We start from the raw sequence: 17,134 nt of genomic DNA on the forward strand, positions 1-17,134 counted from the left end.
CGGGGGCGGCAGCTTGTTGGTGGGCCTGCCGAAAAGCAGACTGGGCGCCTCCCGCCGCAAAGCTGACGGCGAGTTGGTTACCACATAAATTTCGTCCTCAGCGCGCCACCGGGCGGTGGCCGTCGGGCAGGCGGGTGGCGATCAGCTTGTCGATGCGGCGGCCGTCGAGGTCGACCACCTCGAAACGCCAGCCTTGCGCGTCGACGCATTCGCCGGTGGTCGGCAGATGATGCAGATGCGACAGCACATAGCCGGCGACGGTTTCGTAGTCGCGGTTTTCGGGCAGGTCGATGCCAAGCACCTCGGCCATCTCGTCGGCCTGCATGTAGCCGGCGAGCAGCCACGAGCCGTCATCGCGCTTGACGGCGTTTTCCTCCTCGCCGGCTTCGAGGTCGGAGCGGAACACGCCGGTGATGGCTTCGAGGATGTCGGCCGGGGTGACGATGCCTTCGAAATGGCCGTATTCGTCGTGAACGAGGGCCATCGGCACGTCCGATTCCCTCAGCTTCTGCAGGACATCGAGCGCGTCGGCCTGATCATGCACGATGGGGGCGGCGCGCACATGCTGGCGCGGATCCAGCACCCTGCCGGCCAGAAGGGCGGCCAGCACGTCGCGCGTCTGGATGACGCCGACCATGGCGTCGACATTGCCGTCGCCGACGGGCAGCCGCGAGTGCTGGGTATCCATCAGAAGTTTTTTGACCGCCGTGTCGTCTGACTGCAGGTTCAGCCAGTCGACCTCGGTGCGCGGCGTCATGACGGCGCGCACGGCACGGTCGCCGAGACGCATGACGCCGGCGATCATGCGGCGCTCGTCGGATTCGATGGTGCCGTGATGCTCGGCCTCGGCGACCAGCATCTTGATTTCCTCGTCGGTGACCTTCTCTTCGGTCTCGCCGGCCTGCCCAAGCAGCCAAAGCACCGCGCGGCCCGAGAGGTCGAGCAGGAAAACCAGGGGCGCCGAGAAGGTGGCGAGGATGGTCATTGCCGGCGCGGCTCTGACGGCGACGCGCTCCGGATCCTTGAGCGCGATCTGCTTCGGCACCAGCTCGCCGACGATGAGCGAGGCATAGGTGATCAAAGCGACGACGATGCCGACGCCGACAGGATCGGCGATGTTTTCGCGGATGCCGGTCGACGCCAGATATTGCGCCAGCCTTTCGCCGAGCGTCGCGCCCGAAAAGGCGCCGGAGAGAACGCCGACCAGGGTGATGCCGATCTGCACCGAGGACAGGAACTTGCCGGGGTTAGAGCCGAGCGCCAGCGCGCGGCCGGCGCCCCTGACGTTGCGGTCGATCATCGCCTTGAGGCGGGCGGGCCGCGACGAGACGATGGCTAGCTCCGACATCGACAAGAGGCCGTTCACCAGAATGAGGACGGCCACGACGGCGATTTCAACATATAGCATGGGCGGTCAATAGCATTGCTGCAGTGCGTTCGAAAATAGCCCGCGGGTATTTTTGGAACATGACAGGCGCGCTGTTCAGGCGGCATCCCAAAGCGGCGCCGAAAAATGCCCCGACAAGCGCGTCGACCACGACGCGCACCTTCGGCGTCAGCGCGCGCGTGACGGGTGCGCCGTCACTGCTGCGTCTTCAGAACGCCGATAATGGCCATGCCGTCGGTGAAATAGGGGTCGCCGCCGCCATTGCGTCCGGCCTTGGTGGCGCCGATCCCGGGTATCTCGCTGGTGGAGGCCAGCAGGTCGGCGGCCTTCAGGTCGCCAATCAGGAAGTCGCGCTCCGCATCGACGTCGGGGCCGATATGGTGGGTCACGGCGCCGGTATCGTGGCTGAGGCCGACGCCGCGGTCGAAGCTCGCGGCGCCCAGCCAGAGCGGGCGGCCGTCGTCGCCCACCGTGTCCGTCTGCCAGAAGCGGACGTGGTGGCGCCGGTCTGCGCTGTCGCCGACCGGCTTCTCGAAGGCCAGGTCCTGGGCTCGGCCCTCGAACAGAAGGCGGCTCATCGGCGCATCGGGATAGGGGCCGGAAAACAAGACGCTTTCGCCGATGTCGATCGCGGTCCGCAGCGTCACGGCATCGGCCGTGTCCCAGCCGGCGACCGCGAAGGCGTGGACGATTTCCTTCTCGGTGCCGATCAGGCCGACATTGATCGGGTCGCCGGGAATGCCCTGCGGCGTATGCGTCACCATCTCGAAGGGCCGGGTACGAAAACCACGCTCCCGCCAGGTCCAGAATTCCGGCGCCGCGACGTAGGCGAGCGCCAGATAGAAGGCGCAAACCGCCGCCAGCCAGATCGCCGCGCGCCGCCTCACGCTTCGTTCACCCACGACCGACCGCTCCCAAATCCTTTCGCGACCATTTTATGCGGCGTTGGCCGTTTTGGGCAGGGCAGCCTCAGCGGCAGGCACGATAACCGCTTTTGCGGTTCTTGATGTCGAAATGGAAATGGTTGCGGTGGTCGTAATTGTAGCCGGGGCCGAGCACCGTGGTGAAATACTCGCAGCCGTCGGCGCGCACATTGTTGAGGAAGCCGCGCGTGCGGAAGGCGAACAGGCCGGGCTTGCGGACGTCGATGTCGTCGCCATTGTTGAGCTCGATGCTCATGACGTCGAGGGCGTTGCCCTTGCCGTGCTCGGACAGCACGCCTTCGCCGGCGATGTTGCGGCAGGAATAGCTGGAGCCCTGGTGGATCGCCTTGACGCCGGAGAAATAGCGCCAGCGGGCAGCCGGCTGCAACTCGTTCTTCGTCCAGGCGGCAAAGGTTGCGGCCATGTTGCAGGTCAGCGTCGCCGCGGGCGTCATGGCGACATTGCCGATGGCCGAGACTTTTACCGGATAATCGATGCCGCACTGGCCCTCATGGATCGGCTGGACGTCCTGATAGACGACTCCCATCCGCCTCAGCTCGTTGCGGCAGTCGATCTCGCTGGCCGGCATCTGCTCGAGAGGCGACATCGGCTCGTCCATGCGCGGATAGGCGGCCTGCGTCATATAAGGGTTGGACGGAACAAGACGCTGCATTCCGGAATATTGCGGCGCATCGGGCTGCGGCACGGCTGCCGTCTGGCTGCCGACATCGACGGCCGGCTGCAGCGCAAAGACGTCGCCGGTCGTGCAGGCCGATATCGCCGCCATGGCGACGCCCGCGGCCAGCCCGGCGATCGTGATGCGCGCACGCTTGCTCCGTCGCGCCGCTGCCAGCATAGCGCCAAGTCTTCGAGCCATTGAAAGGCGTCCTTGTCCCCGAATGGCACAAGATTAACCGCCAACAGTAAAGGAAAGATCAGCGCCGGCATTCACGCATGGGGCGGAATTGCGGCGCTGTGCTTGGCTTGGTGCGGGCAAGACTTCCGGAATTCACCTATTGGCAGAAGGTTCCGCCGTGGCGGCGCGGTTCCAGGTCCAGATGGAAATGCAGCGCGTGGTCGGGATCGGCGCCTGGTCCGAGCACCGTCTTGAACGGCCCGCAGGCAGCCTTGCGCACCACGTCGAGGAATTTTGCGTCCTTCTCCGGCGGCGTCGGCCCGACCTCGATCTTCCTCCCGTCCGACAAGGTGAAGCTGGCGATGTCGAGCGCGTTGCCGAAGGCGTGTTCGGACAATTTGCGGGTGCCGTTGCGCGGGCGGCAGACAAAGGCCGAGCCCTGGTCGATAGACTTCAAATCGGCGCCGAGCTCGGCCTTTGCCGTGGGCTGGACGATTTCGGCCATGAAGCGCGCCGCCGCTTCGGCCATCTGGCAGTTGAGCTCGGTGCCGGGACTGATGCCGATGGACTTGCCGAGCGTTTTCAGAATTATCGGATAGGGGATCGAGCAGCCGATTTCCGCATCGTGCTCGGCCTTGTGCTCCTCGAACTCGACGCCCAGAGCCTTCAGCCGCTCGCGGCACGCGGTTTCTTCCGCCGGCATCGTTTCGGCCGGCATGTCGGCCGAGCGCGGATCGGGAAGCATCTTTTCCTCGCCCGGCGGTTCGGGTTTCTCCGCTGGCTGCGGCGCGGTTTCCGGCGGCTCAGGCTCCAGTTCGGTGGGCTTCTGCGGGGGCGTCGGCACAACATCCGGCGTCTGCGGCTCGAATTCCGTCCGTGGCGCGGATTGAGCGCTCTTCGAACGCGGCGGACGGGCGTCCCATTTCGGATGCGATTTCTGCTGGTTGAGGAAGTCGTCGCTGCCGTCCGCGCGCGGCTTGCCTTGCCCGGACTTCTCAGTGCCGTTCTCCAGGTCCTGCGGACGCGACCCTGGAACCGGGGTCGCCGGCGGCGTTTCCGGAGCCGGAGCGGCGCTCTGGCTGGCCGGCGGCAGATGTCTTTTATGCCGCTGATGATGCTTGGCCATGGCCGGCGTAACCAGCAACATCGCAGCCGCCACAGGCAGCGCCAATCTGCAAAGTCGTGAAAGGCTCAGCGTTGCCATCGCCCGGAAACGGCGGTCGCGTTGCGAAGTTGCCTGTATCGGCTGCCTTGCCGATCACAATCGGTTACCGGCGCGTTACGCGCCGATGGCTTCAAGGCCTTCCTCCAGCCAGTCGGCAAGCATCGGAAGCCCGAGCAGATATTTGGCCGCGCGCTTCCTGGGACGCTCCCTGGCGGCGGCCACCGCGTCCGTCCATTCGGATGCCTCATAGTCACCGCGGCCGACCCAGGCGAGCGCGATGAGCTCGGCCGCTTCGTCGATATTGAGATCGTTGATCAGCTCGCGCAATTCTTCCCCGGTCAGGTCTTCCGAGGCTTCCTCGACAAGGCCGTCATGATGGTGGCTGTCATGCGTGTCGCCGTCGAACTCGACCTCGTGCTCAGCGCCGTCATCATAGTCCTCGTTGACGGCAGCACTCAGCGCCTTCGCCTTGAGGATGAACAGGCGCACCGTGTCCGGATCGATCGAAAGTTCCCACTCCTTCTCGAGGCGCTGCTGCACGGTCCTTCTCCACGTGATGCGCTTGGTCCGATGATAGCGGAATTAAAGCGCGCGTCACGTCCGCAGCTATCGGCTTCTGTCCGGCCCGTTCAAAATAGTTCGGTGGTCGCCCGCATTTCGGGATGAAACCGCGCCAAGGCGGCGTTAATCTGGCATTGTCACACTCACGGAGGCTTCGATGCGCAGACGTTTGCTTGTTCAGGTCATGGCTATTGCGGCGCTGCCGCTGTTCGTTGCGCCGGCTTTTGCGGCTGGTGAAGGCGGCAGCAGCGGTGGCCAGACGACCACCACCTGCAAGAAGGGCGAGGTCTGGGACAAGAAGAAGAACAAATGCGTAAAGCCGCAATATGGCATGCTGGACGACGACAGCATCTACGAGGCCGGTCACGATCTGGCGATGGCCGGACGCTATGACGAGGCGATCTCGGTGCTGACGCTCGCCGCCAACAAGCAGGATCCGCGCATCCTCAACTATCTCGGCTATTCGCATCGCCATTCGGGCCGCGTCGCGGTCGGCCTCGGCTATTACGAGGAAGCGCTGCGGATCGACCCGAATTACACGCTGGTGCGCGAATATCTCGGCGAGGCGCATCTGCAGATCGGCGATCTCGCCGGCGCGCAGCAGCAGCTCCAGGAAATCGAAAAGCGGACCGGCAAGGGCTCACGCGAATATGGCATGCTGTCCGAGCAGATCGATCATTTCCTGAGGAGCTGAACAGGGCTCGAAGCCTCTCGAACCGGCTGCGGGCAATCGCAGCCGGTTTTTTATTGCTCGCCGTCAGCCCGGACCCGCGAAAGCGGTGATCATTTTGCCGAACTTCAATTTTTGGGCGTGAAAATCGCGCAAAGATCGCTATATTCAGGGAAATTGTGGTGAGACGGTTCCGTTAGCCCGAGGCTGCCGGACCGTTTTCTTTTTGTACCTATTGACAAGGTCCCTCCCGAAAACGGGGGTGGCGGCAGAAAGGTCAGGCTATGATCAAGGTCCCGATGACAGGCGAGGGGTTCGCGTCATTGAAGGAAGAGCTTCGCTGGCGCCAGCAGGAGGAGCGTCCTCGCATCATCGAGGCGATTTCCGAAGCGCGCTCGCATGGCGACCTGTCGGAAAATGCCGAGTATCACGCGGCGAAAGAGTCGCAGAGCCTCAATGAAGGCCGCATCAACGAGCTCGAGGATCTGATCGCGCGCGCCGAGGTCATCGACGTCTCCAAGCTCAGCGGCGACAAGGTCAAGTTCGGTGCGACCGTCGTGCTCGTCGACGAGGATACCGAGGAAAAGAAGACCTATCAGATCGTCGGCGACCAGGAGGCGGACGTGAAGTCGGGCCGCATCTCGATTTCATCGCCGATCGCGCGTGCGCTGATCGGCAAGGAAGTCGGCGATGCCATCGAGGTCAATGCTCCGGGCGGCGCCCGAGGGTACGAGATCGTCCAGGTGCAGTTTATCTGAGGACCTTTTGATAATTCTACTCTGGCGGCCGACTAGCGTAGTTTTCTGCGCTTCCGGTGCTCACGTACTTTAAGTACGCTCCGCTCCGGTTCTCGAAAACTACGCCATTCGACTCGCCAGAGCGAATTCTGAAAAGGTCCTCACGCTGGCGCCTTTGAACTGAGTGCCAGCAGCCGTTCCGCTTCCGCTATCACTTCAGCCGGCGTCACTCTGCCGCCGGCTGGCGCAAGCAAGGTCGATGCGAAAGGCCCGCGCGGGCCGGTGAGACCTGGCTCCGTCGCCAGGAAAATGGCGACCGTCGGCCGGCCGAAGGCGCTGGCGAGGTGGGTGAGGCCGGTGTCGGCGCCGATGACCAGCGCCGCGCGGCCAAGGATCGCGGCGACATCCGCGAGCGGCGATTTCGCAACCAGCACCGTCCCTGGCACCGCAGTGGCAACGGCTTCCGCCACATTCTTTTCCGCCTCATTCGACCAGGTGACCACTGGTGTGAACTGCCGGTCGGTCAGTCGGCGCGCGGTTTCGATCCAATCCTCGACCGGCCATTTCTTGTCCTCGCGGCTGGTGCCGTGCAGCAGGAAGGCGGTCTGCCCGTCGATGCCAGGCAGGTTGCCCGCCGGCGGCACGATGCCTGAGCGAAGCGTCCACAGGTCGGGCTGATAGCCAAGCGCCAGCCCGAACAGCCGCCTAGTGCGTTCGATGGCGTGCAGGTCGCGCGGCACGGCGTATCTGTGTCGATAAAACAGCGTCGCCGAAGGCTCGCGGGCGCTCGCCCGGTCGAAGCCGGCAATCGGCGCGCCGGCCTGGATCGCGACCAGGGCCGATTTCAATAAGCCCTGCGCATCGATGACCAGATCGTAGCGGGAGGCGCGGAGCGCTCCGCGCAGTCCGGCCATTTCGCGCCACGTGGCTCCGTCGAGAAGCCGCTTGCGCCAGCGCCGGACCGCCACCTTGTGAATGGTGCCGATCGCCGGATGCAGAGCCACGATACCGGCAAACGGCTCCTCCACGCACCAATCGAAATCTATATCGGGGCGATTGCGCACCGCATCCTCGACGGCGGGAAACGTGTGAATGATGTCGCCCATCGACGATGTCTTGACGATAAGCACCTTCATGCCGCTGCCGGAACGTTGAGCAAGCGGTCGGCTGCGGTCGCGACTCGGGCGACGTCGAGCGTCTTGAGGCAGTTGAGATGCCCGAGCGGACAGACCTTCTTGTGGCAGGGCGAGCAGGACAGATGCAGCCAGATCAGCTCGGAGCGCTCGCTGAGCGGCGGCGTGTTTTCCGGCGAGGTCGAACCATAGACGGCAACGATCGGCGTGCCGACGGCGGCGGCGACATGCATGAGCCCGCTATCGTTCGAGACCGCAAGCTTCGCCGCGGCGATCAGGTCGATAGCGTCCTCGAGGCGTGTCTTGCCGGCAAGGTCGACGGCCCCCGGCGCAAGGGCTGCAATCTCGCCGGTCACGTCGGCATCGTTCTTCGAGCCGAGCAGCGCGACGCCCAAGCCCTTGGCCATCATGTCTCGGGCCAGCCCGGCATAGCGATCGCTCGGCCAGCGTTTTGCCGGGCCGAATTCGGCGCCGGGCATGAGCGCCACGAATTTCTTCCCGGTCAGCCCGAAGCGCGCCAGCAGATCGGCCTGATTGGCCTTGTCGATGGTAAGACGCGGCGCGCGAAAAGTGCCGCCGCGCGCGAGGCCGAAATAGGCGCGTGCGGTGCGCCGTTTCAGCGCTTCGGGCAGGGGTACGACATCCGTCAGCAGGCCGTAGCGCATCTCGCGCAGATTGCCGACGCGATGTGGGATGCGGGCGAAGAACGGGATCAGCGCCGATTTCCAGCTCCCCGGCAGCACATAGGCTATGTCGTAGCGGCCGCGCAGCAGGCGGCCGAAGCGCCTGCGGCTGCGGAATTCGAGCGCTCCCGGCATCAAAGGAAAGTCGATCTGGCTGCGTATCTCAGGCATGCGCTTGACCAGCGGGGCCGCCCAGGCCGGCGCCAGCACGTCGATGGCCGCGTTCGGATGTTTTTCCTTCAGCGCCGCAAACAGGCACTGCGCCATGACCATGTCGCCCACCCAGCGTGGGCCGATCACGAGGATCGTTGGGCCTTCAGCCATTCGACATAGTCCCTGACGCCGGTTTCGACTGTGCGGAATTGGCCATTGTAGCCGGCCGCGCGCAAGCGGGACATATCAGCCTGCGTGAAACTCTGGTAGCTGCCCTTGAGATGGTCGGGGAAGGGGATGAATTCAATCTCGCCTTTGCCCAGCGTGTCGATCACCGTCTCGGCGATCGCCCGGAACGGCTGAGCGCGGCCGGTGCCGCAGTTGAAGATGCCGCTCAAGCCGCGCTTCCACAGCCACAGATTGACGTCGGCCACATCGCCGACATGGATGAAGTCGCGGCTCTGCTCGCCGGGTCCGAAGTCGCCATAGGCGCCGAACAGCTTCGGGTTTTCGCCACGCTCGACCTGGTTGAACAGATGGAAGGCGACCGAGGCCATGGCGCCCTTGTGCGCCTCGCGCGGCCCATAGACATTGAAGTAGCGCAGGCCCGCCACTTGCGAATGATCGGTATCGAAGACGTTGCGGCGGACGTAGTCGTCGAACAACTTCTTCGAATAGGCATAGACGTTGAGCGGCCGCTCGAAGTCCGGCTCCTCGCGAAACTCGCTGCCGCCGCCATAGACCGAAGCCGACGACGCATAGAGGAAAGGCACGCGCAGCTTCAGGCAGGCATGCAGCAGCCGTTTCGAATAGGCGTAGTTCACCTCCATCATGAACTTGCCGTTCCACTCTGTGGTGGTCGAGCAGGCGCCTTGATGGAAGACGGCTTCGATGCGACCGAGCGCGCCGTCCTCGAGCCGGGCGAGAAAATCGTCCTTGTCGAAATAGTCGGCGATGCGAAGGTCGGCAAGGTTGGCGATCTTGTGGCCGTCGGTGAGATCGTCGACGACGACGATGTCGTCATGGCCCTCGGCATTGAGAGCGGCGACGATGTTGGAGCCGATCATGCCGGCGCCGCCCGTGACGATGATCATGATGGCCTCTGCTGCTTGCGATTCCGGCTCTTATAGGGGAGGCCAGTCGGGCTGTCGACAAAGCAGGCATCGTCCCGTCTTAGGTCGTTGAGCTTGTCTATTTCGTCTGTTTTGCCTATTTTGTACAAGATGGAGGACTTCATGAAGCAATACCCGTCTACTGATCTGAAACAAAATCTCGGTGACGTGCTTGCGGCCGCGAGCCAGCAGCCTGTCTCCATTACCCGTCACAACAAGCCGAGATATGTCCTAATGAGCATCGAGGCCTACGAGGCTCGCTTTGCCAACGACAGCCGTCGCGCTTACGCTGCCAAGGATGCTCCATCAGACCATGTCGAGATGCTTGAGGAGTACGCTGCGGAGTTGGATCGTGATTAAGCCGGTTGCCGCCGACGTCTGGCGATATCCATATCTTTGGTATCGGCAGCATGGAGACGGCGAGACCGAAGGCCGCAAGAGATGGCCCGTTGCCTTCGTGGCCGTCCTTCCCGGGAAAGCCGGCGGCACGAACCTCTTCATCCTCGCAATCACCTCTACGCAACCGGGTCGCGATCGTGTTGCCGTTTCCGTTCCGGAAATCGAACGCCGCCGCGCCGGCCTTGACCCTATTCCTCTTTGGGTCATAGTCGACGAATACAATCACGATATCCTGGAATCGTCAGCCTATTTCGAGCCGGGCGCGCGCATCGGCGCGTTCAGTCCGTCATTCCACAAGAAAGTCATGGCTGCTTTCATTGCGGTTGTCCGCAAAGGTCAATCCAAAGCCATCCCGCGTGCGGACTGAACAGGCTGCGACCGGATCATGAGGGACAAGATGCCGTCGACCGAACTGCTCATCGCTTTTTTCGCCACCACCGCGGTCTTCGCCTATATCCCTGGCCCCGCCATGCTCTACGCCGCTGCGCAGACAATGGCGCGCGGGCGCTGGTCTGGGCTGACGGCGGCACTCGGCATCCATCTCGGCGGCTATGTGCATGTCTTCGCTGCCGCTGCCGGCCTGTCCGTCCTGTTTCACGCCGTGCCGCCGCTGTACCTGGCGGTCAAGCTGATCGGCGCGCTTTATCTGGTCTGGCTCGGCGTTGCCATGTTCCGCAAACGGGCGGACGGCGATATGGCTCTGCCCGCCATCGAGCGGAAATCGGCCCGGCGCGCCTTTTTCGAAAGCATCACCGTCGAGGTGCTCAATCCGAAGACGGCGATCTTCTTCATGGCGTTCCTGCCGCAATTCATCGATGCTTCGGCGGCGTTTCCGGTCTGGCTGCAGTTCGTCGTGCTTGGAACCATCGTCAACCTGATGTTCTCCTCCGCCGACGTCATGTGCGTATTCCTTGCCGGCGCGATGATAGCGCGGCTGCGGCGTTCGGGACGCGCGCAGCGCCTGATGCAGCGAGCGGGCGGCGCCGTGCTGGTTGGCCTCGGCGTCCACGTCGCCCTGCAGAGGAGCTGATTGCCAACCCGGCTCCGGCTAAGGTCCGCGCCGGGCTGCCGTTGCGCTCGCCCGAATTGCGGTATATCGGCATCGCTTTGAACAGCCCGCGCCACAATTCCGGCGCTGAAACCTAATCAAGTCCGGCCGTCTTCAGGCATAGCTCGAGCGAGATGATCAAGCACCATCTGCCTTCTCCGGAACCTTTGCATCGCACCATCGCCCGGTTCGGCGACGTCACCGTGCTGGTGGTGGGCGATTTCATCCTGGACCGTTTCGTCAGCGGGGTGATCGAGCGCATCTCGCCGGAAGCTCCCATTCCCGTGCTGCATGGAAAGGGCGAGGCGTTGAACATCGGCGGCGCCGGCAATGTCGTCTCCAACATCGTTTCGTTGGGCGCGGCCGCCATTCCCGTCTCGGTGATCGGTGCCGACCAGGCCGGCGACAATCTGATGCGCATGCTCAGCGAGATCGGCGTCGATACCGACGGGCTCCTGCAGCGCCAGGACCGCATGACCTCGTCGAAAAGCCGCTTCAGCGCGCTCAACCAGCAGGTGCTGCGGTTCGACGAGGAAGAGATCAAGCCGCTCACCGGGGCCGAGCGGGCGAAGCTCATCGATCATTTCCAGGCGGCGCTTGGCCGCGCCGACATCGTCATCCTCTCCGATTACGGCAAGGGCATCCTGCTCGACGGCGTCGCCGGCGAGCTGATCGCGATCTGCCGAGATGCCGGCAAGCCGGTGCTGGTCGATCCGAAGGGACGCGACTATGCGCGCTATGCCGGCGCCACGGCTGTGACGCCGAACCGCAAGGAGCTTGGCGAGGCGGTCGGGCGCAATGTGTTCGGCGATGACGAGATCGTGGCGGCGGCGCGCGACCTGATCGCCACGCATGATTTCGAGTTCATCGTCGCCACGCGCAGCGAGAAGGGCATGAGCGTGGTCTCCGCCGAGGACGCCCGCCACATCTCCACCCAGGCGCGCGAAGTGTTCGACGTCTCCGGCGCCGGCGACACGGTCATCGCAAGCTTCGCGCTGTCGCTCGCCGCCGGCGCCGACCGGGTGCATGCCGCGGTCATCGCCAACGCGGCCGGCGGCGTCGTGGTCGGCAAGCGCGGCACGGCGCGGCTCAACGTCGAGGAGCTATCCGGCGCGCTTTTCCGCTCGCACGGGCCGACCGGCCATCAGGACGCCATCCTCGATTTCAATGCCGCGGCCAGGATGGTCGCTGCCTGGAAGGAAGAGGGGCTGACCGTCGGCTTCACCAATGGCTGCTTCGACATCCTGCATGCCGGCCATGTTAGCCTGCTGCATGCCGCGCGCAGCCAGTGCGACCGGCTGGTGCTCGGCCTCAACAGCGACGCCTCGGTGCACCGGCTGAAAGGGCCGGGGCGCCCGGTCAACACCCAGCATGACCGCGCCTGCGTGCTGGCGGCACTTGCCTCTGTCGACGCCGTCGTCGTCTTCGAGGAGGACACGCCGCTGAAGCTGATCGAGGCGCTTCTGCCGGACATTCTGGTCAAGGGCGCGGATTACACGGTCGAGACCGTGGTCGGCGCCGATGTCGTGCAGAAGGCGGGCGGGCGCGTGGTGCTGGTCGATCTCGTCGCCGGCAAGAGCACGACGAACACGATCGGCAAGCTGCGTGCCGCAAACTGAGGATCTCATGTCAGATTTGAACGACTACCTGGTCCGCTCCGCGGCGGCGATATCGGCGATGGTCGAGCGCGACCTCACCGACGAGATGGAACGCGCGGTGAGCACCGTGGTGACGGCGCTGTCGCAAGGCAAGGCGCTGCTGATCTGCGGCAATGGCGGCTCGGCCAGCGATGCCATCCACATCGCCGGCGAGCTGGTCGGCCGCTTCCTGAAGGAGCGCAAGGCCTACAACGTCATCGCGCTGCCGGCCAACGCCGCGGTGCTGACCGCCTGGGGGAACGATTACGGCTTCGACACGGTCTTCTCGCGCCAGGTCGAGGCGCATGGATCGGAAGGCGCGGTGCTGCTCGCCATTTCCACCAGCGGCAATTCGCCAAGCATCCTTGCCGCCGCCGAGCAGGCGCGGGCGATGGGCATGACGGTGATCAGCCTCACCGGCGAGACCGGCGGCAAGCTCAAGCCGCTGACCGATATCCTGCTCAACGTGCCGTCGACCTCGACGCCGATCATTCAGCAGGGGCATTTGTGCCTCTATCACCATCTGTGCGAGGCTGTCGAAGCGCGCCTCAGCAATGGCTGAAAGCGACGGCTTTCCACTGGCCGGGCCGGGCCTTTGGGTCGAGCGGGTCGGTGACAGGACGTTTCCGGCCAGCCGGCCGGCGCTGTTCCTCGATCGCGACGGCACCATCAATGTCGATACCGGCTATCCAGACGATCCGGCGACCATGGTGCTGCGCGATGACATCGCGCCGGTCATCGAGGCCGCGAACGGGCACGGCATCCCGGTCGTTGTCGTTACCAACCAGTCCGGCATCGCCCGCGGCTATTTCGGCTGGGACGCGTTCGCACGGGTCAACGGGCGCGTGCTCGACCTGCTGGCCGACCAGAACGCCTTTGCCGACATGGTGCTGGCCTGCGCTTATCACGACGCCGGTTCAGGTCCTCTCGCCATTGCCGATCACCCGATGCGCAAGCCCAATCCGGGCATGCTGCTGGAGGCGGGCCGCCGGCTCGGCATCGATCTGAGGCGATCGCTGATCGTCGGCGACAAGCCGGCCGATATGGAAGCCGGCCGTCGCGCCGGTCTCAGGCGCGGCTGGCTCGTCGACGGCGAGGTCTCGACGATGGACGGGCTTTCGGTCTCGCCGCTGCGCGACGCCGCGGACTTTGAAGGGCTGCTTGCCGCGATACGGTCGCTCTGATCGCAGATTGATTCAATATCTGGCGCTAAGCTCGTTGTTTGCGCTGGGGAATTTCCACAAGCCGGCACATTAAGTCGGGAACGCCACCAGCCCTTCGTCCTTGACGCGGCGGATGGTCAAGGCGGTCCGCACGGTGTCGACATTCGGAGCCGAAGCCAGTTCCTCGATGACGAAGGTCTGGAAGGTGCCGAGATCGCTCGCCACGCAATGCAGGAGGAAATCGGATTCGCCCGAAACCATCCATGCATCGCGCACGATCGGCCAGCCGCGCGTGCGTTCGGCGAAGGTCTTCAGCTCGGCATCGGCCTGATGATGCAGGCCGATCAGGCAGAAGGCGACGACATCCATGCCGAGCGCCGGCGCGTTCAGCAGCGCGCGGTAACCGCGGATGATGCCGGCCTCTTCCAGCCGCCTGACACGGCGCAGGCAGGGCGGCGCCGAAATGCCGACCCGGTTAGACAATTCGACATTGGTCATGCGGCCGTCGCCCTGCAGCTCGCGGAGGATCTTCCAGTCGATGGCATCGAGATCGGCTTTGAGCGGCATGGATGGCTTTCGCGCAAGAATCTTTCGCGATTTTGTAATTTGGTTTCGCCTGGGAGGCCATCCCTTTACGATGATTTTCTCCTTCTTTTGATGCATGCGGTGATGCCAGAGCCGCGCATACCTCCGGACGACATGCATCGGTGAGGGGCGGCGATATGCCCGATATGCGAGGAACGAAGCTTTCCGGGGACGAAAGCCAACTTGCCTTGCTGGTCTCACGGGCAACACTTACATTAGCCGCGACAAACCACGGCTGCGCGCCGCAGGGGACTTTCATGAACACCAAACATGCGCCCGTTCTCATCATCGGTTCCGGCCCGGCCGGCTACACGGCGGCGGTCTATGCCGCGCGCGCCATGCTGAAGCCGATGCTGGTCGCCGGCCTGCAGCAGGGCGGCCAATTGATGATCACCACCGACGTGGAAAACTATCCGGGCTTCGCCGATCCGATCCAGGGTCCGTGGCTGATGGAGCAGATGCTCAAGCAGGCCGAGCATGTCGGCACCGACATCATCAACGACATCATCACCGAGGTCGATCTCAATGTGCGGCCATTCCGCGCCACAGGCGATTCCGGCACCGTCTACACCGCGGACGCCTTGATCATCGCCACCGGCGCGCAGGCGAAGTGGCTGGGCATCCCGTCGGAGCAGACCTTCATGGGGTTCGGCGTTTCGGCCTGCGCCACCTGCGACGGCTTCTTCTATCGCGGCAAGGACGTCGCGGTGGTGGGCGGCGGCAATTCGGCGGTCGAGGAGGCGCTCTATCTGTCGAACCTCGCCAAGAGCGTCACGGTCATCCACCGGCGCGGCGATTTCCGCGCCGAGCGCATCCTGCGCGAGCGGCTGCTCAAGAGGGACAATGTCCGCGTCATCTGGGACACGGTCGTCGACGAGATCACCGGACGGCCGGGCAAGGCGCCGCTGCCGCCCTCGGTCGAGGGCCTGACGCTGCGCAACGTGGTGACCGGCCAGGAATCGAAGCTGCCGGTCGACGGCGTGTTCGTCGCCATCGGCCATGCGCCGGCGGTCGAGCTCTTCGCGGGCAAGCTGAAGCAGAAGCCGAACGGCTATCTGTGGACGGCGCCCGATTCCACCCGCACCGACGTGCCCGGCGTGTTCGCCGCCGGCGACGTTACCGACGACATCTACCGCCAGGCGGTGACGGCGGCCGGGCTTGGCTGCATGGCGGCGCTCGAGGCGGAAAAATATCTGGCGGGCATAGAGGTTCACCGCGAAGCGGCGGAATGACAATCGGCTGAAAAGAGCCGTTTAAAAGCCTGATTTTTCATTCAGACGCCAAAGGCAACGCGAGGGGAATCATGGCGCTGGACTGGGACAAGCTACGCGTATTTCACGCAGCGGCGGAGGCTGGGTCGTTCACCCATGCCGCCGAGACGCTGCATCTGTCGCAATCGGCCATTTCGCGGCAGGTCAGCGCGCTGGAGCACGATGTCGGCGTCGCACTGTTCCACCGCCATGCGCGCGGCCTGGTGCTGACCGAGCAGGGCGAGATGCTGTTCCGCACGGCGCATGACGTGCTGATGAAGCTGGAAACCATCAAGACGCGGCTGACCGAAACCAAGGATCGGCCGTCGGGCGTGCTCAGGGTGACGACCACGGTCGGCCTGGGCGCCGGCTGGCTGACCGAGCGCGTGCAGGAATTCATTGAGCTCTATCCCGAGATCAGCCTGCAGCTGATCCTGGCCAATGAGGAGCTCGATCTCACCATGCGCCAGGCCGATTGCGCGATCCGGCTGCGCCAACCGCAGCAGCCCGACCTTATCCAGCGCCGGCTGTTCACGGTGCATTTCCACCTCTATGCGGCGCCGTCCTATATCGCCAAGTTCGGCAGGCCGGCCTCGATCGCCGAGCTCAGGAACCACCGCATCGTCACTTTCGGCCTGCCGGTGCCCTCGCATCTGTCGGAGCTGAACTGGCTGGAGACGGTCGGCGATTTCGAGGGCGGGCAGCGGGTGCCGACGCTGCAGATCAACGACATCCTGTCGATCAAGCGGGCGGTGCAGGGCGGCGCCGGCATCGCCATGCTGCCGGACTACGTGATCAACAAGGACACGAACCTGGTGCAGCTGCTGCCGGAGACCGAGGTGCCGTCCTTCGACACCTATTTCGCCTATCCCGACGCGATGAAGAACCAGGCGAAGCTGCACGTGTTTCGCGACTTTATCATCGCCAAGGCGCGCAGCTGGTCTTACTGAATATTCAGGTGAGGCCGGCCTGCGGACGGCAGGCTCCTGCGCTTCCGGTACTCACGTACTGAAGTACGCTCCGTTCCGGTTCTCGGAGCCTACCGTTCTCGACTCGGCCTGACCTGAATATCGGCACCCCTCTCGGAAAGGGCGGCTTATCCGCGCCAGGGTTTCAGGCGCGGCAGCCAGCCGGGCACGGCGCGGCGGTAGATCTCGTATTCTTCGCCATAGCGGTTGGCGAGCGTCGGCTCTTCATAGAGCTTGACGAAGGAGATCATCGCCGCCGCGGCGATGAGGCCGTAGACCAGCACCGCCCAACTCGAAAAGATCAGCGCCTGGCCGAGGATGATCGACAACACCGCCACATACATGGGATTGCGCACATAGCGGTAGACGCCGCCGACGACCAGTTTCTCGGTCGGCGCCACGGGAGCGGGCGTGCCCAGGCCCTCGAGGGCAAAGCGGGCGAAGGCATGAAGGAGGATGGCGGCCGCTCCGATCACAAGAATCGAGCCCACAGGCACGAAGCCCGGCAGAGCCGACAGAGGTTTGCGATAATGGTCGGTCAGCAGCCACGGCGCCAAGCCGGCGACGACGCCCGGCGCTGCGACTAGGAACAGCGCGCTGCCGGCGATTGCTGAAAAAGTTCGCATCATCGGTCTCCTGCCGTAAAAATAAACTCGGCCTGCCGAAATCGACATCATTTCGCCGACTCGCATATTTCTGAGCAA

20 protein-coding genes are annotated in these 17,134 nt (G+C 64.2%); 10 read left to right on the forward strand and 10 right to left on the reverse strand.

Annotated features, from left to right (window positions below):
• Positions 1-97: 97 nt before the first annotated feature.
• The 5 genes from LB552_RS09905 to LB552_RS09925 all read right to left on the reverse strand — a co-directional run bounded on the left by LB552_RS09905 (position 98) and on the right by LB552_RS09925 (position 4,871).
• Positions 98-1,408 carry a hemolysin family protein gene (locus LB552_RS09905; protein ID WP_224604546.1) on the reverse strand — a complete coding sequence of 437 codons (1,311 nt, stop codon included), beginning with the start codon at positions 1,406-1,408 and terminating at the stop codon, positions 98-100.
• A 173-nt stretch (positions 1,409-1,581) separates the two neighbouring features.
• Positions 1,582-2,289: an LssY C-terminal domain-containing protein gene (locus LB552_RS09910; RefSeq protein ID WP_224604548.1), complete on the reverse strand. Its 708-nt coding sequence runs from the start codon at positions 2,287-2,289 to the stop codon at positions 1,582-1,584.
• A gap of 67 nt (positions 2,290-2,356) precedes the next feature.
• Positions 2,357-3,187: an extensin family protein gene (locus tag LB552_RS09915; protein WP_224604550.1), complete on the reverse strand. Its 831-nt coding sequence runs from the start codon at positions 3,185-3,187 to the stop codon at positions 2,357-2,359.
• 136 nt (positions 3,188-3,323) lie between these two features.
• Positions 3,324-4,313 carry an extensin family protein gene (locus LB552_RS09920; RefSeq protein WP_224604576.1) on the reverse strand — a complete coding sequence of 330 codons (990 nt, stop codon included), beginning with the start codon at positions 4,311-4,313 and terminating at the stop codon, positions 3,324-3,326.
• Positions 4,314-4,445: 132 nt separating this feature from the next.
• On the reverse strand, positions 4,446-4,871 hold the full coding sequence (locus LB552_RS09925) for a DUF3775 domain-containing protein (RefSeq protein ID WP_224531280.1): 426 nt from the start codon (positions 4,869-4,871) through the stop codon (positions 4,446-4,448).
• A gap of 178 nt (positions 4,872-5,049) precedes the next feature.
• Between LB552_RS09925 and LB552_RS09930 the strand changes: the two genes are divergently transcribed.
• Together LB552_RS09930 and greA are read left to right on the forward strand one after the other, a co-directional pair.
• Complete coding sequence (locus tag LB552_RS09930; RefSeq protein WP_224604578.1) at positions 5,050-5,586, forward strand: tetratricopeptide repeat protein; 537 nt, start codon at positions 5,050-5,052, stop codon at positions 5,584-5,586.
• 260 nt (positions 5,587-5,846) lie between these two features.
• On the forward strand, positions 5,847-6,320 hold the full coding sequence (gene greA / locus LB552_RS09935) for a transcription elongation factor GreA (protein WP_095766573.1): 474 nt from the start codon (positions 5,847-5,849) through the stop codon (positions 6,318-6,320).
• A gap of 140 nt (positions 6,321-6,460) precedes the next feature.
• On the opposite strand, the gene waaC is transcribed toward greA, so the two are convergent.
• The 3 genes from waaC to rfaD are packed head-to-tail and all read right to left on the reverse strand — an operon-like array spanning position 6,461 to position 9,362.
• Positions 6,461-7,435 (reverse strand): lipopolysaccharide heptosyltransferase I, encoded by a 975-nt coding sequence (waaC, locus tag LB552_RS09940; protein WP_224604580.1) that lies wholly within the window; start codon positions 7,433-7,435, stop codon positions 6,461-6,463.
• Positions 7,432-8,439 carry a lipopolysaccharide heptosyltransferase II gene (gene waaF / locus LB552_RS09945; RefSeq protein WP_224604583.1) on the reverse strand — a complete coding sequence of 336 codons (1,008 nt, stop codon included), beginning with the start codon at positions 8,437-8,439 and terminating at the stop codon, positions 7,432-7,434. Before waaF ends, waaC begins: the two co-directional genes overlap by 4 nt.
• On the reverse strand, positions 8,412-9,362 hold the full coding sequence (rfaD, locus tag LB552_RS09950) for an ADP-glyceromanno-heptose 6-epimerase (RefSeq protein WP_224604586.1): 951 nt from the start codon (positions 9,360-9,362) through the stop codon (positions 8,412-8,414). The genes waaF and rfaD overlap by 28 nt, the downstream gene beginning before the upstream one ends.
• A gap of 141 nt (positions 9,363-9,503) precedes the next feature.
• Here rfaD and LB552_RS09955 point away from each other — a divergent pair, with 141 nt between their 5' ends.
• From LB552_RS09955 to LB552_RS09980, 6 genes are all read left to right on the forward strand, one after another.
• Positions 9,504-9,740, forward strand: a complete 237-nt coding sequence (locus tag LB552_RS09955; RefSeq protein ID WP_217575619.1) for a type II toxin-antitoxin system Phd/YefM family antitoxin — start codon at positions 9,504-9,506, stop codon at positions 9,738-9,740.
• On the forward strand, positions 9,733-10,146 hold the full coding sequence (locus tag LB552_RS09960) for a hypothetical protein (protein WP_411965791.1): 414 nt from the start codon (positions 9,733-9,735) through the stop codon (positions 10,144-10,146). Before LB552_RS09955 ends, LB552_RS09960 begins: the two co-directional genes overlap by 8 nt.
• 30 nt (positions 10,147-10,176) lie before the next feature.
• Complete coding sequence (locus LB552_RS09965) at positions 10,177-10,809, forward strand: LysE family translocator (protein WP_224604742.1); 633 nt, start codon at positions 10,177-10,179, stop codon at positions 10,807-10,809.
• A 152-nt stretch (positions 10,810-10,961) separates the two neighbouring features.
• Positions 10,962-12,446 carry a D-glycero-beta-D-manno-heptose-7-phosphate kinase gene (rfaE1, locus tag LB552_RS09970; protein ID WP_224604588.1) on the forward strand — a complete coding sequence of 495 codons (1,485 nt, stop codon included), beginning with the start codon at positions 10,962-10,964 and terminating at the stop codon, positions 12,444-12,446.
• Positions 12,447-12,453: 7 nt separating this feature from the next.
• A complete protein-coding gene (locus LB552_RS09975; RefSeq protein ID WP_224543137.1) occupies positions 12,454-13,026 on the forward strand; it encodes an SIS domain-containing protein in 573 nt (190 codons plus the stop codon).
• Positions 13,019-13,648, forward strand: a complete 630-nt coding sequence (locus LB552_RS09980; RefSeq protein ID WP_224604601.1) for an HAD family hydrolase — start codon at positions 13,019-13,021, stop codon at positions 13,646-13,648. Before LB552_RS09975 ends, LB552_RS09980 begins: the two co-directional genes overlap by 8 nt.
• A gap of 69 nt (positions 13,649-13,717) precedes the next feature.
• On the opposite strand, the gene LB552_RS09985 is transcribed toward LB552_RS09980, so the two are convergent.
• Entirely contained in the window at positions 13,718-14,194 is a 477-nt protein-coding gene (locus LB552_RS09985; protein ID WP_040989590.1) for an Lrp/AsnC family transcriptional regulator, read from the reverse strand.
• 275 nt (positions 14,195-14,469) lie between these two features.
• Here LB552_RS09985 and trxB point away from each other — a divergent pair, with 275 nt between their 5' ends.
• Complete coding sequence (gene trxB, locus LB552_RS09990; RefSeq protein WP_224604603.1) at positions 14,470-15,444, forward strand: thioredoxin-disulfide reductase; 975 nt, start codon at positions 14,470-14,472, stop codon at positions 15,442-15,444.
• Between the two features lie 71 nt (positions 15,445-15,515).
• Positions 15,516-16,412: a LysR family transcriptional regulator gene (locus tag LB552_RS09995; protein WP_095766582.1), complete on the forward strand. Its 897-nt coding sequence runs from the start codon at positions 15,516-15,518 to the stop codon at positions 16,410-16,412.
• Between the two features lie 146 nt (positions 16,413-16,558).
• Here LB552_RS09995 and LB552_RS10000 read toward each other — a convergent pair whose 3' ends face one another.
• Positions 16,559-17,056 carry a methyltransferase family protein gene (locus tag LB552_RS10000; protein ID WP_224604617.1) on the reverse strand — a complete coding sequence of 166 codons (498 nt, stop codon included), beginning with the start codon at positions 17,054-17,056 and terminating at the stop codon, positions 16,559-16,561.
• Positions 17,057-17,134: the final 78 nt, after the last annotated feature.

The organism is Mesorhizobium sp. CA7 (genome assembly GCF_020165015.1).
In the GTDB taxonomy this organism is placed as follows: Bacteria; Pseudomonadota; Alphaproteobacteria; order Rhizobiales; family Rhizobiaceae; genus Mesorhizobium.

Excerpts from the sequence above, each read along its gene's own strand:
- waaF (WP_224604583.1), bottom strand. The coding sequence starts at position 8,439 with ATGGCTGAAGGCCCAACGATCCTCGTGATCGGCCCACGCTGGGTGGGC.
- LB552_RS09915 (WP_224604550.1), bottom strand. The coding sequence starts at position 3,187 with ATGGCTCGAAGACTTGGCGCTATGCTGGCAGCGGCGCGACGGAGCAAG.
- trxB (WP_224604603.1), top strand. The coding sequence starts at position 14,470 with ATGAACACCAAACATGCGCCCGTTCTCATCATCGGTTCCGGCCCGGCC.
- LB552_RS09930 (WP_224604578.1), top strand. The coding sequence starts at position 5,050 with ATGCGCAGACGTTTGCTTGTTCAGGTCATGGCTATTGCGGCGCTGCCG.
- rfaD (WP_224604586.1), bottom strand. The coding sequence starts at position 9,362 with ATGATCATCGTCACGGGCGGCGCCGGCATGATCGGCTCCAACATCGTC.
- rfaE1 (WP_224604588.1), top strand. The coding sequence starts at position 10,962 with ATGATCAAGCACCATCTGCCTTCTCCGGAACCTTTGCATCGCACCATC.
- LB552_RS09965 (WP_224604742.1), top strand. The coding sequence starts at position 10,177 with ATGCCGTCGACCGAACTGCTCATCGCTTTTTTCGCCACCACCGCGGTC.
- LB552_RS09975 (WP_224543137.1), top strand. The coding sequence starts at position 12,454 with ATGTCAGATTTGAACGACTACCTGGTCCGCTCCGCGGCGGCGATATCG.
- LB552_RS09980 (WP_224604601.1), top strand. The coding sequence starts at position 13,019 with ATGGCTGAAAGCGACGGCTTTCCACTGGCCGGGCCGGGCCTTTGGGTC.
- waaC (WP_224604580.1), bottom strand. The coding sequence starts at position 7,435 with ATGAAGGTGCTTATCGTCAAGACATCGTCGATGGGCGACATCATTCAC.
- LB552_RS09905 (WP_224604546.1), bottom strand. The coding sequence starts at position 1,408 with ATGCTATATGTTGAAATCGCCGTCGTGGCCGTCCTCATTCTGGTGAAC.
- LB552_RS09955 (WP_217575619.1), top strand. The coding sequence starts at position 9,504 with ATGAAGCAATACCCGTCTACTGATCTGAAACAAAATCTCGGTGACGTG.
- LB552_RS09995 (WP_095766582.1), top strand. The coding sequence starts at position 15,516 with ATGGCGCTGGACTGGGACAAGCTACGCGTATTTCACGCAGCGGCGGAG.
- LB552_RS09985 (WP_040989590.1), bottom strand. The coding sequence starts at position 14,194 with ATGCCGCTCAAAGCCGATCTCGATGCCATCGACTGGAAGATCCTCCGC.
- greA (WP_095766573.1), top strand. The coding sequence starts at position 5,847 with ATGATCAAGGTCCCGATGACAGGCGAGGGGTTCGCGTCATTGAAGGAA.
- LB552_RS10000 (WP_224604617.1), bottom strand. The coding sequence starts at position 17,056 with ATGCGAACTTTTTCAGCAATCGCCGGCAGCGCGCTGTTCCTAGTCGCA.
- LB552_RS09920 (WP_224604576.1), bottom strand. The coding sequence starts at position 4,313 with ATGTTGCTGGTTACGCCGGCCATGGCCAAGCATCATCAGCGGCATAAA.